General features: G+C 55.6%; 14 protein-coding genes. 11 read left to right on the forward strand and 3 right to left on the reverse strand.

Annotation, left to right across the window (positions count from 1 at the left end; genetic code table 11):
* Positions 1 to 130 precede the first annotated feature (130 nt).
* The 3 genes from EQG79_RS02705 to EQG79_RS02715 all read left to right on the forward strand — a co-directional run bounded on the left by EQG79_RS02705 (position 131) and on the right by EQG79_RS02715 (position 5,343).
* A complete protein-coding gene (locus EQG79_RS02705; protein ID WP_077920159.1) occupies positions 131 to 466 on the forward strand; it encodes a PadR family transcriptional regulator in 336 nt (111 codons plus the stop codon).
* A gap of 12 nt (positions 467 to 478) precedes the next feature.
* Complete coding sequence (locus tag EQG79_RS02710) at positions 479 to 3,106, forward strand: ABC transporter permease (RefSeq protein ID WP_129599758.1); 2,628 nt, start codon at positions 479 to 481, stop codon at positions 3,104 to 3,106.
* Between the two features lie 110 nt (positions 3,107 to 3,216).
* The gene (locus tag EQG79_RS02715) at positions 3,217 to 5,343 is read left to right on the forward strand and encodes a M3 family metallopeptidase (RefSeq protein ID WP_129599762.1); all 2,127 of its coding nucleotides are present in this window, start codon (positions 3,217 to 3,219) and stop codon (positions 5,341 to 5,343) included.
* Between the two features lie 52 nt (positions 5,344 to 5,395).
* Here EQG79_RS02715 and EQG79_RS02720 read toward each other — a convergent pair whose 3' ends face one another.
* Positions 5,396 to 5,581 carry a hypothetical protein gene (locus EQG79_RS02720; protein ID WP_077920162.1) on the reverse strand — a complete coding sequence of 62 codons (186 nt, stop codon included), beginning with the start codon at positions 5,579 to 5,581 and terminating at the stop codon, positions 5,396 to 5,398.
* Positions 5,582 to 5,786: 205 nt separating this feature from the next.
* Between EQG79_RS02720 and EQG79_RS02725 the strand changes: the two genes are divergently transcribed.
* The 3 genes from EQG79_RS02725 to mnmA all read left to right on the forward strand — a co-directional run bounded on the left by EQG79_RS02725 (position 5,787) and on the right by mnmA (position 9,575).
* A complete protein-coding gene (locus EQG79_RS02725) occupies positions 5,787 to 7,028 on the forward strand; it encodes an exo-beta-N-acetylmuramidase NamZ family protein (protein ID WP_129599765.1) in 1,242 nt (413 codons plus the stop codon).
* Between the two features lie 117 nt (positions 7,029 to 7,145).
* The gene (locus EQG79_RS02730) at positions 7,146 to 8,327 is read left to right on the forward strand and encodes an ATP-binding protein (RefSeq protein WP_129599769.1); all 1,182 of its coding nucleotides are present in this window, start codon (positions 7,146 to 7,148) and stop codon (positions 8,325 to 8,327) included.
* A 99-nt stretch (positions 8,328 to 8,426) separates the two neighbouring features.
* Positions 8,427 to 9,575, forward strand: a complete 1,149-nt coding sequence (gene mnmA, locus EQG79_RS02735; RefSeq protein ID WP_077920164.1) for a tRNA 2-thiouridine(34) synthase MnmA — start codon at positions 8,427 to 8,429, stop codon at positions 9,573 to 9,575.
* A gap of 21 nt (positions 9,576 to 9,596) precedes the next feature.
* Here the strand turns inward: mnmA and EQG79_RS30910 are convergent, their stop codons facing one another.
* Positions 9,597 to 9,740, reverse strand: a complete 144-nt coding sequence (locus EQG79_RS30910) for a hypothetical protein (protein WP_161492719.1) — start codon at positions 9,738 to 9,740, stop codon at positions 9,597 to 9,599.
* Positions 9,741 to 9,747: 7 nt separating this feature from the next.
* On the opposite strand from EQG79_RS30910, the gene EQG79_RS02740 reads away from it, so the two are divergent.
* Both EQG79_RS02740 and EQG79_RS02745 read left to right on the forward strand, forming a co-directional pair.
* Positions 9,748 to 10,434, forward strand: a complete 687-nt coding sequence (locus tag EQG79_RS02740) for a 3-keto-disaccharide hydrolase (protein ID WP_129599771.1) — start codon at positions 9,748 to 9,750, stop codon at positions 10,432 to 10,434.
* A 102-nt stretch (positions 10,435 to 10,536) separates the two neighbouring features.
* Complete coding sequence (locus EQG79_RS02745) at positions 10,537 to 10,779, forward strand: hypothetical protein (protein WP_077920166.1); 243 nt, start codon at positions 10,537 to 10,539, stop codon at positions 10,777 to 10,779.
* Here EQG79_RS02745 and EQG79_RS02750 read toward each other — a convergent pair.
* Positions 10,754 to 11,281 (reverse strand): GAF domain-containing protein, encoded by a 528-nt coding sequence (locus EQG79_RS02750; RefSeq protein ID WP_077920167.1) that lies wholly within the window; start codon positions 11,279 to 11,281, stop codon positions 10,754 to 10,756. The genes EQG79_RS02745 and EQG79_RS02750 overlap by 26 nt on opposite strands.
* Before the next feature lie 98 nt (positions 11,282 to 11,379).
* On the opposite strand from EQG79_RS02750, the gene EQG79_RS02755 reads away from it, so the two are divergent.
* From EQG79_RS02755 to EQG79_RS02765, 3 genes are all read left to right on the forward strand, one after another.
* Positions 11,380 to 12,069 (forward strand): HAD family hydrolase, encoded by a 690-nt coding sequence (locus EQG79_RS02755; protein WP_077920168.1) that lies wholly within the window; start codon positions 11,380 to 11,382, stop codon positions 12,067 to 12,069.
* 174 nt (positions 12,070 to 12,243) lie between these two features.
* Complete coding sequence (locus EQG79_RS02760) at positions 12,244 to 13,302, forward strand: agmatine deiminase family protein (RefSeq protein ID WP_129601125.1); 1,059 nt, start codon at positions 12,244 to 12,246, stop codon at positions 13,300 to 13,302.
* A 29-nt stretch (positions 13,303 to 13,331) separates the two neighbouring features.
* Positions 13,332 to 14,075, forward strand: a complete 744-nt coding sequence (locus EQG79_RS02765) for a hypothetical protein (protein ID WP_129599774.1) — start codon at positions 13,332 to 13,334, stop codon at positions 14,073 to 14,075.
* Positions 14,076 to 14,127: the final 52 nt, after the last annotated feature.

A 14,127-nucleotide genomic window follows, 5' to 3' on the forward strand; every position in this document is an offset into this window, starting at 1 on the left:
GCCTAACCCAGTTGTATACTACAAAAACAGTCTGTTTAGCCTGGAATGCCGGTTTTCACTCTTTGGCAAGACATTTGACATACAGAAATAGATGAAATAAGTTGAATCCCATATTTCTACTTTTTATCGCATGAGACGGAGCGATTTGGGCGAGTTTGAAGAGGTGGTTTTATTAGCCGTAGCTGTACTGTCTCCAAAAGCCTATTCGGTCGTTATTGCCGAGGTGCTCGAGCAGGAAACGGGCCAGCTGGTAAGTACCGGAGCGGTTCATGCGGCCCTGCAGCGGCTGGAACAGAAAGGATATCTCTCCTCTCATTTGGGCGAAGCAACCCCCGAACGCGGTGGGCGCCGGAAGCGGCTCTTCACCGTTACTCCCCTGGGCGGACGCATCCTGAGTGAGGTACAGTCGGTCCGCAGCCGGCTCTGGGAACGAATCGTACCTCAAACGATCCTGACATGGAGTTAATCCCAGAGCCGTATGGAACCTAACCCAGGCAAAACCCCGCCCCGCTGGCCCGACAAACTGCTCAGCTGGCTGGTAGCACCGCACCTGCGCGAAGAAGTGCTGGGCGACCTCCATGAGCGGTACCACCGGCGTTTGCTGCGGCAGGGTGAAGCCAGGGCCCGCCAAACGTACTGGCGGGAGGTGCTGGCCTATATGCGCCCCTCCTTTATTCGACGTCAAACAACTGGCCAACAGGCCGGGCTCTTTTCATCACCTCATTTACTCAATCCTGATATGTTACGCAACTATTTCAAAACCGCCTGGCGCAGTCTGCTCAACAACAAATTCTATTCCCTGATCAATATAACGGGACTGACCGTCGGACTGGCGGTGGGTATCTTGATTCTGCTGTGGGTTCAGGACGAATTAAGTTTTGACCGCTTCCATCGGCAGGCCACGTCAATTTACCGGCTCGAGAATCGGGTCGGTACCGGCACCAGCCAGCAAATCTGGACAACGACTGTAGCCCCCATAGCCAGCTTTGCCAAACGCGAGGTTCCCGACGTAAAAGATGCTGTTCGGCTGGTCTATAACAACAGCTATACGCTGTTCACCTACCGGAACAAGAGCATTCAGGAGCAGCGGTCGCACTTTACGGACCCGGCTTTTTTCTCAGTATTCGACTTTCCGCTCATTCAGGGCGATCCGGCTAATCCATTTCCCGACGACCAGTCTGTCGTGATGACCCAGACTACGGCTAAACGCTATTTTGGCGCCGAAAACCCCATTGGTAAAGTATTGAGGTCGACCAACAAAACGTATTTTACCGTTACGGGGGTTATTCGTGATATACCCAAAAACTCATCCATAACCGGGGATCTGTTCCTGCCCGTTTCCCGCTTGTTCAACGACATGTATACCACCCGTAAAGATGGTAAAACCAAGGACAATGATTTCTCACAGTTCATGTATGACACCTATCTGTTGCTACAACCCGGCGCTGCGGTGGCGGGCCTGACCGATAAACTGCGTACCATCCACCTCCGCAACAAACCCGATGATACGGACCTCACCTATCTGCTGCTGCCCCTTCCCGACATGCACCTGTACAGAGCCGACGGCGGTAGCGGCAGTATAGAAACGGTTCGGATGTTCGGGATCGTTGCCTTGTTGATTCTGGTCATTGCCTGCATCAACTATGTGAACCTCTCCACGGCTCGCTCCATGCTTCGATCGAAGGAGGTGAGCATGCGGAAAATCGTTGGCGCGGCCCGAACCCAACTCTTCCTTCAGTTCCTGATTGAAACGGCGTTGCTGTTCGTGATTGCCGCCGGACTGGCCGTTGGGCTGGTGCTGGCTCTGACTCCCGCCTACAACCAGCTTTCGGGCAAAGACCTGAGATTGAGCCTTGGCAACGTCTCAATCTGGCTGGTCATTGGGCTTACTATTGCGGGTACGCTGGCTCTCTCGAGCCTTTACCCCGCTATATTGCTGTCCTCGTTTGAGCCGCTAAAAGCCCTGAAAGGAAAGGTATCGTCTCGACTCAGCGAAGCCTCGTTCCGCAAAGTGCTGGTCGTGGTGCAGTTCGCGGTTTCCGTCATGCTGATTGCCGGTACGTTTATTATCGGCCATCAGTTGAAGTACATCCGCTCCAAAGAACTGGGCTACGATAAATCGCATGTATTTGGCTTTTTCATGCGCGATATGCGGACTCATTACGAGGCTGTAAAGGCTGAACTGCTAGGGCAGCCCGGCGTTTCAGGCGTTACCAGAGCCAGCGACAATATCGTTCAGATAAACTATCAGACCGGCGACAATGCCTGGGATGGGAAACAGACCGGCGAAACCATGATGATGCGGCCGGTAGCCATTGATAAAGACTTCATTCCTTTTTTTAACATGAAGTTGCAGGCAGGGTCAAACTTCACGGGGGCCGTTGCCGATTCGTTGCATTTTATCCTGAACGAAACCGCAGTCAAAGCCGCCCGGCTCCAGAATCCGATCGGCAAACGGTTCCGGCTCTGGACGCATACCGGTACCATTATCGGCGTTGTCAAAGACTTCCACTTTGCATCGATGAAGCAGAAGATCGAGCCCGCCGTATTTTATTATGCGCCCGACCAGATGGGTACGATTTACGTCAAAACAACTGGCAAAAACGCCGATCAGGTCATTGCTTCAGCCCAGCGTTCCTGGAAACAATATAATTCCGGGTACCCGTTCGAGTTTTCGTTTCTGGACGATGTATTCGACAATCTCTACAAGTCTGAGCAGCAAACCGGCCTTCTGTTTACGCTTTTCTCATCCATCGCCATTCTAATCAGTTGCCTGGGCCTGTTTGGGCTGGCCGCCTACACAGCCCAGGTACGCACCCGCGAAATTGGGGTTCGGAAGGTGTTGGGAGCTAGTATAAGCAGCGTTATTCAACTGCTGGCCAAAGACTTTATCAAGCTGGTCCTTATTGCCATAGTCATCGCTATCCCTGTAGCCTGGTGGACCATGAATCAGTGGTTACAGGCCTTTGCGTACCGGATTGACCTGGCCTGGTGGATGTTCGGGCTGGCCGGTCTACTGGCTCTGGGCGTTGCCTTGCTGACGGTCAGTTTCCAAAGTATCAAGGCAGCCCTGATGGACCCGGTAAAGAGTTTACGGAGCGAATGAATGGAGAGTGACGCCCGGCCGGTTTTTCTCAGCACTGCGTTACGACGTCATTAATTGCCTATTTTTAACGGTTCATTAACAAACCCGTGTACCCCTCTCCACTCAGTCTGATGAAATTTGGATTAACACTTTTAGCCCTGACGACCCTTATGACCGCCTTCACGTCTGGCGTCGTAGTCGATCCGCCGACGTCGAACCCGTTTTTCAGCACGTACAATACACCCTTTGGTGTGCCACCCTTTGACCAGATCAAGCCCGAGCACTTTGAGCCGGCGATCGAAGAAGGCATCCGGCAACAAACGACCGAGATCACGGCCATTACGCAACAGACCGCAGCGCCCACCTTTGCCAACACCATTGAGGCTGTCGAAACCAGTGGCGACCTGCTGCGCCGGGTCAATACGGTACTGGGAAACCTGAACGGGGCCAACACCAACGATCAGCTGCAGAAAATTGCCCAGACGGTGGCCCCGAAACTGGCTAAGCACAGCGACGACATCATGCTCAACCCGGTATTGTTCAGCCGGGTGAAGGCTGTTTACGAAAGCCGTACCAAACTTAAACTGTCGGGCGATCAGCAGCGGCTGCTCGAGAAGATGTATAAAAATTTCGTGCGCAACGGGGCGGCTCTGACTACCGACAAACAGGACCGGCTGCGGCAGATCAACGGCGAGCTATCGGTGCTGACGCTGAAGTTCGGCCAGAACCTGCTCGCCGAAAACAACGCCTACGCGCTGGTCATCGACAAAACCGACGACCTCAGCGGGTTACCGGCCTCGGTTGTAGCCGGTGCGGCCGACGAAGCGAAGAAGCGAAAACTGGGCGATGGCAAATGGGTCTTCACGCTGCAGAATCCGAGTATCATGCCGTTTCTGCAATACGCCGACAACCGGGCTCTCCGCGAAAAACTGTTCCGGGCCTACCTGGAACGGGGCAACCACAACGACGAACACGATAACAAGGCCATCATGGCCAAGATGGTAGCGCTCCGGGCCGAAAAAGCGCAGTTGCTGGGCTACGACAGCCACGCAGCCTACGGACTCGAAGAAAGCATGGCCCAGACGCCCGAGAAAGTAGCTCAGTTGCTGAACCAGCTCTGGTCGGCCACGGTGCCCGTTGCGAAACAGGAGGCCGCCGATCTGCAGGCCATGATGGACCGAACGGGTAAAGGCGAGAAACTGGCCAGTTGGGACTGGCGCTACTACGCCGAGAAACTGCGCAAGGAAAAATACGCGCTCGATGAACAGGAGCTACGGCCTTACTTCTCGCTGGAGAATGTGCGCGAGGGAATTTTCACCCTGACCAACCGGCTCTACGGCCTTCGGTTCGAGCGCCGTACCGATGTGCCGACCTATCACAAAGAAGCAGTTGCCTACGAAGTAAAAGAAGCCGACGGGCGGCACCTCGGGTTGATGTATATGGATTTTCACCCACGGGCCAGCAAACGCGGTGGCGCCTGGATGACCAGCTACCGGCGGCAGGAAGTGGAAAACGGCAGGAAAATTACGCCGGTCGTTTCCATCGTCTGTAACTTCTCCAAACCCACCGGCAACGCACCGGCCCTGCTGACGCTGGACGAGACCACCACGTTTTTCCATGAGTTCGGTCATGCCCTGCACGGACTGTTATCCAACGTTCATTACGGGAGTCAGTCCGGTACGTCGGTACCCCGCGATTTTGTGGAGCTGCCGTCGCAGATTATGGAGAATTGGGCCGTTGAACCCGATATGCTCAGGTTGTTTGCCAAACATTACCAGACCGGCGCGGTAATTCCCGATGCGCTGATCGACAAGATCAAAAAGAGCAGTCTGTTCAACCAGGGGTTCGAAACTAGTGAATACCTGGCCGCGTCGCTGCTCGACATGGCTTACCATACCCTGAAGCCGGGCCAGACGCCTACCGATGTGCTCGCCTTCGAGAAACAGGCCATGGACAAAATCGGGCTGATCGATCAGATTCCCCCGCGTTACCGGAGTACCTACTTCCAGCACATCTTCGCCGGTGGCTACTCGGCCGGGTATTACAGCTATATCTGGTCGGCGGTACTCGATGCCGATGCCTTTGAGGTATTTAAGCAAAAAGGGCTGTTCGACCCCAAGTCGGCGCAGTCGTTCCGTAAAAACGTTCTCGAGAAAGGCGGCACCGAAGATCCGATGACGCTGTACCGCAACTTCCGGGGAGCCGAACCCGACATCAAACCCCTGCTTCGCCGGCGCGGGTTGATGAAGGATGTATAGCCATTTAACTGGCGAACATCCAGGAAAAGGAGATCCGGGCGGGTCTCCTTTTTTATTGTTTACGGGCCAGCTCGTTGATCGAACCGGCGCTGTGGAGGCCGGCAAACAGGGCCTCTCCAAACGGTATCGCCACCGCAACGATCACCGCCAGTACCCATCCCGCCGAAAGCAAAAGTGGATGTACCGGCCTTTCAGACACAGGAATATTTTCCTGAAAATCAGCTTTATCGGCTCGCATATTTCGGTTCAGTTAAGGCATATCAGATCAGCATACACGTGGTAATATAGGATAATCCGCAGCTTTTTGCCTGACGTTCACCCGATTCCTGGCGAAAAGTTACTAACGAACAGATTGACGGCTCATGTGGCCGTTCAGCGGGTCTGTTTTGGATGAAACTCCGTTTATGAACAACTTGCGGCCTTACTTCCTACGCTGACTCAGTATGAAACTTGGTTTCTTTGCCCTCCTGCCCCTGGTGCTCGGTAGTTTACCCGCCCTACATCCGGCGGCTGTTCTCCCACCGGTAACGTCTACAACGAACACAGCAAGAGCCCGTCAGCCCCTGATGACCGGGGCCGATCAGGTGTCGGCCTACCTGCCGTACCTGAAAGGAAAACGGATTGGAATGGTCGTGAACCAAACCTCGATTATCGGCCGCAAACCCAGCGTCGATAGCCTGGTGAGCCTTGGCGTGAACGTAGTAAGCATATTCGGTCCCGAACACGGCTTTCGGGGCAATGCCAGCAACGGGGCTAAGGTCGACGACAGTGTCGATCCCAAAACCGGCATCCCCATTATTTCGCTGTACGGCAAGAACAAGAAACCCTCGAAAGAACAGCTGGCCAATATCGACCTGCTGATCTACGACATTCAGGACGTTGGGTGCCGGTTTTACACCTACATCAATACGCTTGACCACGTGATGGAGGCCTGCGCTGAACATAACAAAGAGCTGCTGATCCTGGACCGTCCCAACCCGAACGGCTTTATTGTCGATGGCCCGATTCTGGAAGACCACCTGCACTCGGGGATCGGCATGCACCGCATTCCGATTACGCACGGCATGACCATGGGCGAGTTTGCCCAGCTGATCAACGGCGAAGGCTGGCTCCCGAACAGGCAGCGCTGCCCGCTGCGTATCATCAAGGTAGCCAACTATACCCACGACACGCCCTACGTACTGCCGGTAGCCCCGTCGCCTAACCTCAACACCCCGCAATCCATCCTGCTCTATCCGAGTATCTGTCTGTTCGAAGGAACGATCATCAGCCAGGGCCGGGGCACCTATATTCCGTTTACCGTGCTGGGCGCACCGGCGCTGAAAGGAACCTACGACTTCTCGTTCCGGCCCATCAGCATCAAAGGCATGAAAGAAGCTCCGCTGCATCAGGACACCGACTGCTACGGCATCGATCTGCGCACCTACGATACGAACCTGCTCCGAAAAACCAGGCAGCTGAACCTGCAGTGGTTAATGGAACTCTACAAGGCCTATCCAGATAAGGCCCGCTTCTTCGACATGAGCCAGAGCAAAGAGATCGGCAACTTCGACAAACTGGCCGGCACCGAGAAGCTGAAGCAGCAAATCATTGCCGGCAAGAGCGAGAAAGAGATTCGCCAGAGCTGGGAACCCGGCCTGTCGGCTTACAAGCAAACGCGGAAGAAATATCTGATTTATCCGTAAGTAATGCCGACCGAAAGATCGGTGACACAGACAAATTAATAAATCGTAAACCATCACTAGTATACTAGGAAGGGTATCATCCTTGCAAATCGAACACGTCGTGTTAGATTTGCAAGGATGATACCTAGAATAGCCCAAACGGAACTAGCGCAGCTTCTGGACGAATTTCCGGCAGTAGGTGTATTAGGTCCCCGGCAGGTTGGCAAAACAACACTGGCTGAAGCCATTGCAGCCACCTTCGATCCGGAACCTGTTTATCTGGATTTAGAAAGTTCAGCCGATCTGTCTAAACTGAGGGAAGCGGAGAGCTATTTTGACCTTAATAAAGGTCGATTGATCATCCTGGATGAAATACAGCGCGTTCCTGAACTGTTTCCAATCCTGAGAGGAGTAATCGATCGCCGGCGCCGACAGGGCTTACGAACAGGTCAGTTTCTGATCTTGGGGTCTGCTTCGCTCGATTTATTAAAGCAGTCTTCCGAAACGCTGGCTGGCCGTATTGCTTATAAAGAGTTACCAGGCCTCACCGTTCCGGAGTTGCCAATCCCTACGCCAGCAGAACAAGACAAGCTCTGGCTCAGAGGTGGATTTCCGGATAGTTTTCTGGCTCAGCAGGATGCTTCCAGCCTTCGTTGGCGATTAAATTTCATCAGTACCTATCTGGAGCGGGATATTCCGCAACTGGGTCCTCGTATACCCGCCGTAACCCTGCGCCGACTCTGGACAATGCTGGCCCACAGCCAGGGCGGACAACTGAACAGCACTCAGCTAGGTGCCAACCTTGACATAAGCGGACCAACCGCGAAGCGGTATATTGAGTTACTGGAAGATCTATTGCTTATCCGTACCCTGCGACCATGGTCGGGCAATGTGGGTAAACGACTGGTTAAATCGCCCAAAGTGTACATTCGGGACAGCGGCCTCACCCACGCCTTACTGAACCTAACTTCGCTGGATGATTTGTTGGGACATCCGGTTGTTGGAGCCAGTTGGGAAGGGTTCGTCATCGAAAATCTATTATCCTGCCTGCCCATCGGTACAACACCCTGGTTTTATCGCACCTCGGCCGGAGCCGAGATTGATTTAGTACTGGAACAAGGCCCGGCGCAACGATACGCTGTGGAGATCAAACGTTCGTTAGCTCCGTCACTGTCAAAGGGGTTTTACCTGGGTTGCGAAGACATCGGTGCTACCAAACGCTTTCTTGTCTACCCCGGTAGCGAGCGTTATCCCATCGCCAACGATGTGACGGTCATTCCGCTGGTCGACATGATGAAAGAAGTGGCAAGCCGAAACTAAGACCCCTTCTGTTTGCGTTCGTACCTTTGTGTGCTGTTCCCAAACCGGGACGGCCTATTCAGAAACACAATAATCGCGGGGCTTTGAACCCCGGCAGATATGAGCAAACACGGACGAATTCTGGTCGCCATGAGTGGCGGCATCGATTCTTCGCTGGCAGCCGTCATGCTGCACGAACAAGGGTACGAGGTCATCGGTATGACCATGAAAACCTGGGATTATGCCTCATCAGGAGGCACCAAAAAAGAAACGGGCTGCTGCAGCCTGGACAGCATCAACGACGCCCGCAACATTGCGGTCAACCTGGGCTTTCCGCACTACATCCTCGACATCCGCGAAGAATTCGGTGATGCGGTCATCAATCACTTCACGGGCGAATACCTGGAAGGGCGCACCCCCAACCCCTGCGTCATGTGCAACACCCACATCAAATGGGATGCGCTGCTCCGCCGGGCCGACCGGCTCGACTGCGAGTCGATCGCTACGGGTCACTATGCCCACATACGCACCGAAAACGGGCGGCATATCATCTCGAAAGGGGTCGATACGCTGAAAGACCAGTCGTATGTGCTTTGGGGCGTGTCGCAGGAAAGCCTGAGCCGGACAAAATTACCCCTGGGCCACCTGCGCAAGTCGGAGATCCGCGACATGGCTACCGACCGCGGCTTTATGGAACTCGTCACCAAGTCAGAATCGTACGAAATCTGCTTCGTGCCCGACAACGATTACCGCGGATTCCTGAAACGGCGGGTTCCGGGGCTGGAAACCGAAGTAGCTGGTGGTAATTTTATTCAGGAAGGAACCGGCAAGGTTCTTGGCAAACACGACGGGTACCCGTTCTACACCATTGGCCAGCGCAAAGGGCTGGGTATGGCGTTTGGCCAACCCATGTTCGTAACCGAAATCCGTAAGGACACCAACGAGGTCGTTCTCGGCGTCGATACCGACCTGTACCGCGACGGCATGATCGTGAGTAAACTGAATCTGCAAAAATACGATCGCATCAACGGCCCTCTCGAAACGGTTACCAAAGTGCGCTACAAACACGACGGTACTCCCGCCACCATCAGCCAGACCGCCGACGACCGCATCGAGGTTCGGTTCCACGAAGGTGTATCGGCCATTGCGCCGGGGCAGGCGGCTGTTTTCTACGAGGGTAACGACGTCATTGGCGGGGGCTGGATCATGAAGAGCTTTCGGCAGGAGGCTGATGCCACTCCCTCAGAAATAGCCTCCGCTTTCGCCTGACAGTCCTGCTGCCAGGTATCATCAAACGCCCCCGCCCGGCTCCTGGCGGGGGCGTTTGTGTTTGCCAGGGACCAGCCTGAAGCCGGGCGGGCTGGCGGCTGGCTTCAGGCTGGTCTTGCGAATGAGGAAATACCCTGCTTTCTTTACTTTCTTTTGTAAATCCATCTGTTGAATGAAAAAACTGCTTGTTCTAACGGTCATCCTACTCGGTGTTGCTACCCGGCTCCTGGCCCAAACGCCCCCCAAAGGCCATCCAAACCCAAGCGGAGCTGGCTGGAAACCCCTCTTTGCCACCGACCTTTCTGATGCCAGCTACCCAAAGGGAATATGGACCTACGAAGAGGGTGTTTTGACCGCCAGCGCCGACAAAGCCATCTGGACGGCCCAGCCCTACGGCGACTTTGTCCTCGACCTGTTCTTCAAAACAGCCGATGGCACCAACAGCGGGGTTGTTGTTCATTGTAGCGATACGACCAACTGGATTCCGAATTCGGTTGAGATTCAGATTGCCGACGACTACGCCAAGCAGTGGTCCGAAGCCCCCAAAAACTGGCAGTGTGGCGCTTTTTTTGGCCATCAGGCGCCCACCAAAAGCAACGTAAAACGTCCCGGCGAATGGAACCGGTATACCGTTACCTGCCAGGGCAAAATGATTTATATCGTGCTGAACAACGAGCTGGTCAATACCATCGATCTTACCAAGTTCACCTCCGCCAAGACCAACCCCGACGGCTCTGAAGTACCGGCCTGGCTCAACAAACCGGCCGCCGACCTGCCGCTGAGGGGCTACATTGGGTTGCAGGGCAAACATGCCGGGGCGCCCATCTACTTTCGAAATATGAAGATCAAAGAGCTGTAGGACATCCCCCTTTATACGGAAGCCCGGCCTGGGAGAGACAGTATATTGTTTCTCCCAGGCCGGGCTTCGGCACTACATAGGCCCAGGCGGTGTTATACGCATATGCAGACCGAACCGCACACCCGCCACAGCCACTCGTTACCCGAACTCCGCTTCTCGCTCAACCTGTTGTACATAGGCCGGTTTCTGCTGGGTATGCAATCGGCTGGTGCATCGGACCGGCTCGATGAGTTCGACGAAAAAATTGAAGATGTCACGGATGAGCTGGTCGCCACTGAATTACTTCACGAAGCAGCCGTACTGGCAGGCGACGTCTTGCTTACTGACCCACAAACGCCCGTATGACGGGGTAGATACGCGGCAGTACAGCTTCGATCTCCGTTTTTTCGGTTTCGGTCCAGTGCCGGGGCTGGCCAAACTGACAGGGCTGCAGAATACCCCACAACTCGCCATCCTGCTGAATATGAGCATGCACCAGCGCCCGGTGACCAAACGTTTCGTGCTCGAACGAGCGGTTCAGTATCTCAGGCCCTGCCGTTTCTACATCGTCTACGTATACCGACGGCTGCAGGCTGAGAGCCGCCCGAAACAGTGGATCTTCGTCGGGTAAGTCGGTCGTGTCGGGTTGCCAGTCGGGCTGGATCACATCCGGGATGCCAGCCTCCTTCCGCCAGCAGAACGCAATCCGCCCCCGCTGCTGATCGGGTTGACGAACGTACAGAAAACAGCGGTCGGCCTCCAGGGCCAGCCCAACCGTTTCGACAACCCGGTTCAGGGTTTCCTCGGGCGAATGTCCTTTCGACAGCAGCGCATCAATGGCTGCGGGCAGTGTACTTATTGTTTGCATAGCCACTAAACCCGCCAGATCAGGCATGGTTTATTTAGGCAGCTGGCTGCTTACCGAACAAACTCGTTTCTTTGCCCTAGAATACAACCAACCCGCGTATGACCCACGCTTCTGACGCTACCCATTCCTGGGCAGCCCTCTTCGACATGGACGGCGTCCTGATCGACAACACCGACTTTCATATCAATGCGTGGCTGCACTTTTCGCAGCAACACCATCGCCCGATTACCAGAGACCAGTACCTGGAACACATCAACGGTCGGGTTTCGGCCGATGCCATGGCCTACGTGTTTCAACGACCCGTATCGCCGGGCGAGCTGATTGTGCTGACCGAAGAAAAGGAGGCCATCTACCGGAATCTGTACCGGCCGCACCTGCAACCGGCGGCCGGCCTGCTGTCGTTTCTGAACGCCCTGAAGGCGGCTCATGTCGGGCTGGCCGTGGGCACTTCGGCGCCAATGAGTAACGTTACATTTACCCTCGATGGGTTGCCACTCCGACCCTATTTTAACGCGGTGGTCGATGCCAGTATGGTTCAGCGCGGCAAGCCCGATCCGGAAATTTATCTCAAAGCCGCCGAACGGGTGGGTGTTCCGCCCGCCCGGTGCGTGGTGTTCGAGGATGCCTTTGCCGGCATCGAGGCTGGCCTGCGGGCAGGCATGGCGGTCGTTGCCGTTGCCACCACCCACACCCGGGCCGAGCTGGAAACAACGGGCGCTTCGCTCATTATCCCGGACTTCACCGACCTCTCCGTCGAGACCGTCCGCACGCTGGTTCTGCCAGCCTGAGTCGGTTACCGAACCCTTCCGGTCGACCCTATGCCCGGCTTTCCAAACCGGGGCCGGGCTGGTCATGGCCGGGCCGAATGGCAGAAAGTAACGACAGACCTGTATCAATTTCGTAAATTTGTGGGCGTTTATCGAACCCGCACAACGTTCCTGTCTGTGAACACTACATCCGACATGACCAGTACACCCGCCCGCGAGGGCTTTTTCTTTCCGGCCGAATGGCATCCGCACGTGGCTACCTGGCTCAGCTGGCCCCATACCGAAGCCTCCTGGACCCGCGACCGGCAGGAGCTGATGTTTCCGGCTTATATCGACTTCATCAAAGCCATTGCCCGGAGCGAACAGGTCTGTATCAACGCGCATAACGAACAGGTCATGCAGGCTGCCGAAGACCGGCTGCGGGCCGCTGGCGTCGATATGAGCCGGGTTACCCTCCTGCCCCATCCCACCAACGATTCCTGGTGCCGCGATCACGGGCCGGCCTTTCTGATCAACCCAGCCAAGCAGCAGCGACTGATCGTAAACTGGGGTTACAACGCCTGGGGCAACAAATACCCGCCGTTCGACCTCGACAATATGATTCCGATCCGGATTGCTCAGTACCGTGGTCTGGACTACGTTACCCCCACAGCACCTACCGGGAGTATTATCATGGAAGGCGGATCGGTTGAGTTCAACGGAGCGGGCACGGTGCTGACCAGCCGGGCCTGCCTGCTTAACCAAAACCGCAACAGCCACCTCACCCAGGCCGACATCGAGCAATACCTGTACGACTACTACGGCGTTCGGCAGGTATTGTGGGTCGAAGAAGGAATCGTGGGCGACGATACCGACGGGCATATCGACGATACGGTCCGATTCGTCAACGAAGACACGGTCGTTGCCGCCTACGAGGCCAACCCCAGCGACGATAACTACCCGTTTCTTCAGGACATTCATCACGAGTTGCGCAGCATGCGGCTCCTGAACGGCAAGCAGCTGAACATTGTTGAGCTACCCATGCCCGATCCGGTGGTCAGCGATGGACTTCGCCTGCCGGCCTCCTATGCCAATTTCCTCATCACCAACGGCTCGGTCATCGTACCTACCTTCCGGTGCAACAACGACCAGCCTGCGCTGGACATCCTTGGCCAGTGTTTTCCGGATCGGCAGGTTATCGGCATCGACTCGACCGACATTGTCTGGGGACTGGGGAGTTTTCATTGCCTGAGCCAGCAGGAGCCTGCTCTTTAGTGTCGATTTACCCTTTTGGTTTACAGGTTATGCTATCTATCCCCCGTTCGTTCGTTGCCCGGCTTTCCGGCCCGCTTGCGCTATCCGTTGTGCTGCTGTCATGCGCTCCGCAAAAGCCGCTGACGGCTGAGTTGCAGCCGCATTCGTTACACGCCCTCAACCTCGAAGAGACCGTGAGCCAGCGCGATGAACTGATGCTGGCCTACTCGCTCGCCAGTTACGATGCGCAGGGCAAACCCGTGGGTGTTGTCAACGGGGGCTGGGGCGTAGAAACGGTCCGGCGCGGGCAGCGGCTCGATCTGGCCGCAACGGGCAGCGCGGGCAGCGGGGCACCTGGAAAAGGACCCGCCCAGCCCATCCGGCTGGCCTTACCCCGCAACGGCCGGCTGGTAGCGTCGCTGGTGCTGATCGAAGTGGACGACTACAACCGGGCGAACCAGTTTCTCGATCAGATTCGGCGGGTCCACAATGTAGTCGCGGGTCCGGCCGCTTTTCTGTTGACGGCTACGGAAGTGCTAACACCGCTGAAATACGTGGCCGCCGGGCTGGCTGCTTCCGGCATAGGCCTGAAACTGGTCGATCAGTTCGACGACGATGATCTGCTGGGCCAGAGCAGTGCCGACCTGCGCGAAGCTGATCTACGAGCCAAAAAACAGCGGTTTGTCCGGATTCCGGCCACCTTCAAAGGGCAAAACCTCCGCGACGTATTCGACTACCAGCTGGAGTACGACATCCTGCTCCGGACCGCACAAATCAGACCGGCCCGCCAATAAGCCCACCGCTCAAATCGTTCTATCAGACGAATGTTTTCCAACACGCGCTTGT

The organism is Spirosoma sordidisoli, assembly GCF_004138325.1.
Lineage (GTDB): Bacteria > Bacteroidota > Bacteroidia > Cytophagales > Spirosomataceae > Spirosoma > Spirosoma sordidisoli.

Bases quoted from the DNA above. Each gene is read 5' to 3' on its own strand.
- EQG79_RS02725 (WP_129599765.1), top strand. From the start codon at position 5,787: ATGAAACTTGGTTTCTTTGCCCTCCTGCCCCTGGTGCTCGGTAGTTTA.
- EQG79_RS02745 (WP_077920166.1), top strand. From the start codon at position 10,537: ATGCAGACCGAACCGCACACCCGCCACAGCCACTCGTTACCCGAACTC.
- EQG79_RS02765 (WP_129599774.1), top strand. From the start codon at position 13,332: ATGCTATCTATCCCCCGTTCGTTCGTTGCCCGGCTTTCCGGCCCGCTT.
- EQG79_RS02750 (WP_077920167.1), bottom strand. From the start codon at position 11,281: ATGCAAACAATAAGTACACTGCCCGCAGCCATTGATGCGCTGCTGTCG.
- EQG79_RS02705 (WP_077920159.1), top strand. From the start codon at position 131: ATGAGACGGAGCGATTTGGGCGAGTTTGAAGAGGTGGTTTTATTAGCC.
- EQG79_RS30910 (WP_161492719.1), bottom strand. From the start codon at position 9,740: ATGGATTTACAAAAGAAAGTAAAGAAAGCAGGGTATTTCCTCATTCGC.
- EQG79_RS02730 (WP_129599769.1), top strand. From the start codon at position 7,146: ATGATACCTAGAATAGCCCAAACGGAACTAGCGCAGCTTCTGGACGAA.
- EQG79_RS02720 (WP_077920162.1), bottom strand. From the start codon at position 5,581: ATGCGAGCCGATAAAGCTGATTTTCAGGAAAATATTCCTGTGTCTGAA.
- EQG79_RS02715 (WP_129599762.1), top strand. From the start codon at position 3,217: ATGAAATTTGGATTAACACTTTTAGCCCTGACGACCCTTATGACCGCC.
- EQG79_RS02755 (WP_077920168.1), top strand. From the start codon at position 11,380: ATGACCCACGCTTCTGACGCTACCCATTCCTGGGCAGCCCTCTTCGAC.
- EQG79_RS02710 (WP_129599758.1), top strand. From the start codon at position 479: ATGGAACCTAACCCAGGCAAAACCCCGCCCCGCTGGCCCGACAAACTG.
- EQG79_RS02740 (WP_129599771.1), top strand. From the start codon at position 9,748: ATGAAAAAACTGCTTGTTCTAACGGTCATCCTACTCGGTGTTGCTACC.
- mnmA (WP_077920164.1), top strand. From the start codon at position 8,427: ATGAGCAAACACGGACGAATTCTGGTCGCCATGAGTGGCGGCATCGAT.
- EQG79_RS02760 (WP_129601125.1), top strand. From the start codon at position 12,244: ATGACCAGTACACCCGCCCGCGAGGGCTTTTTCTTTCCGGCCGAATGG.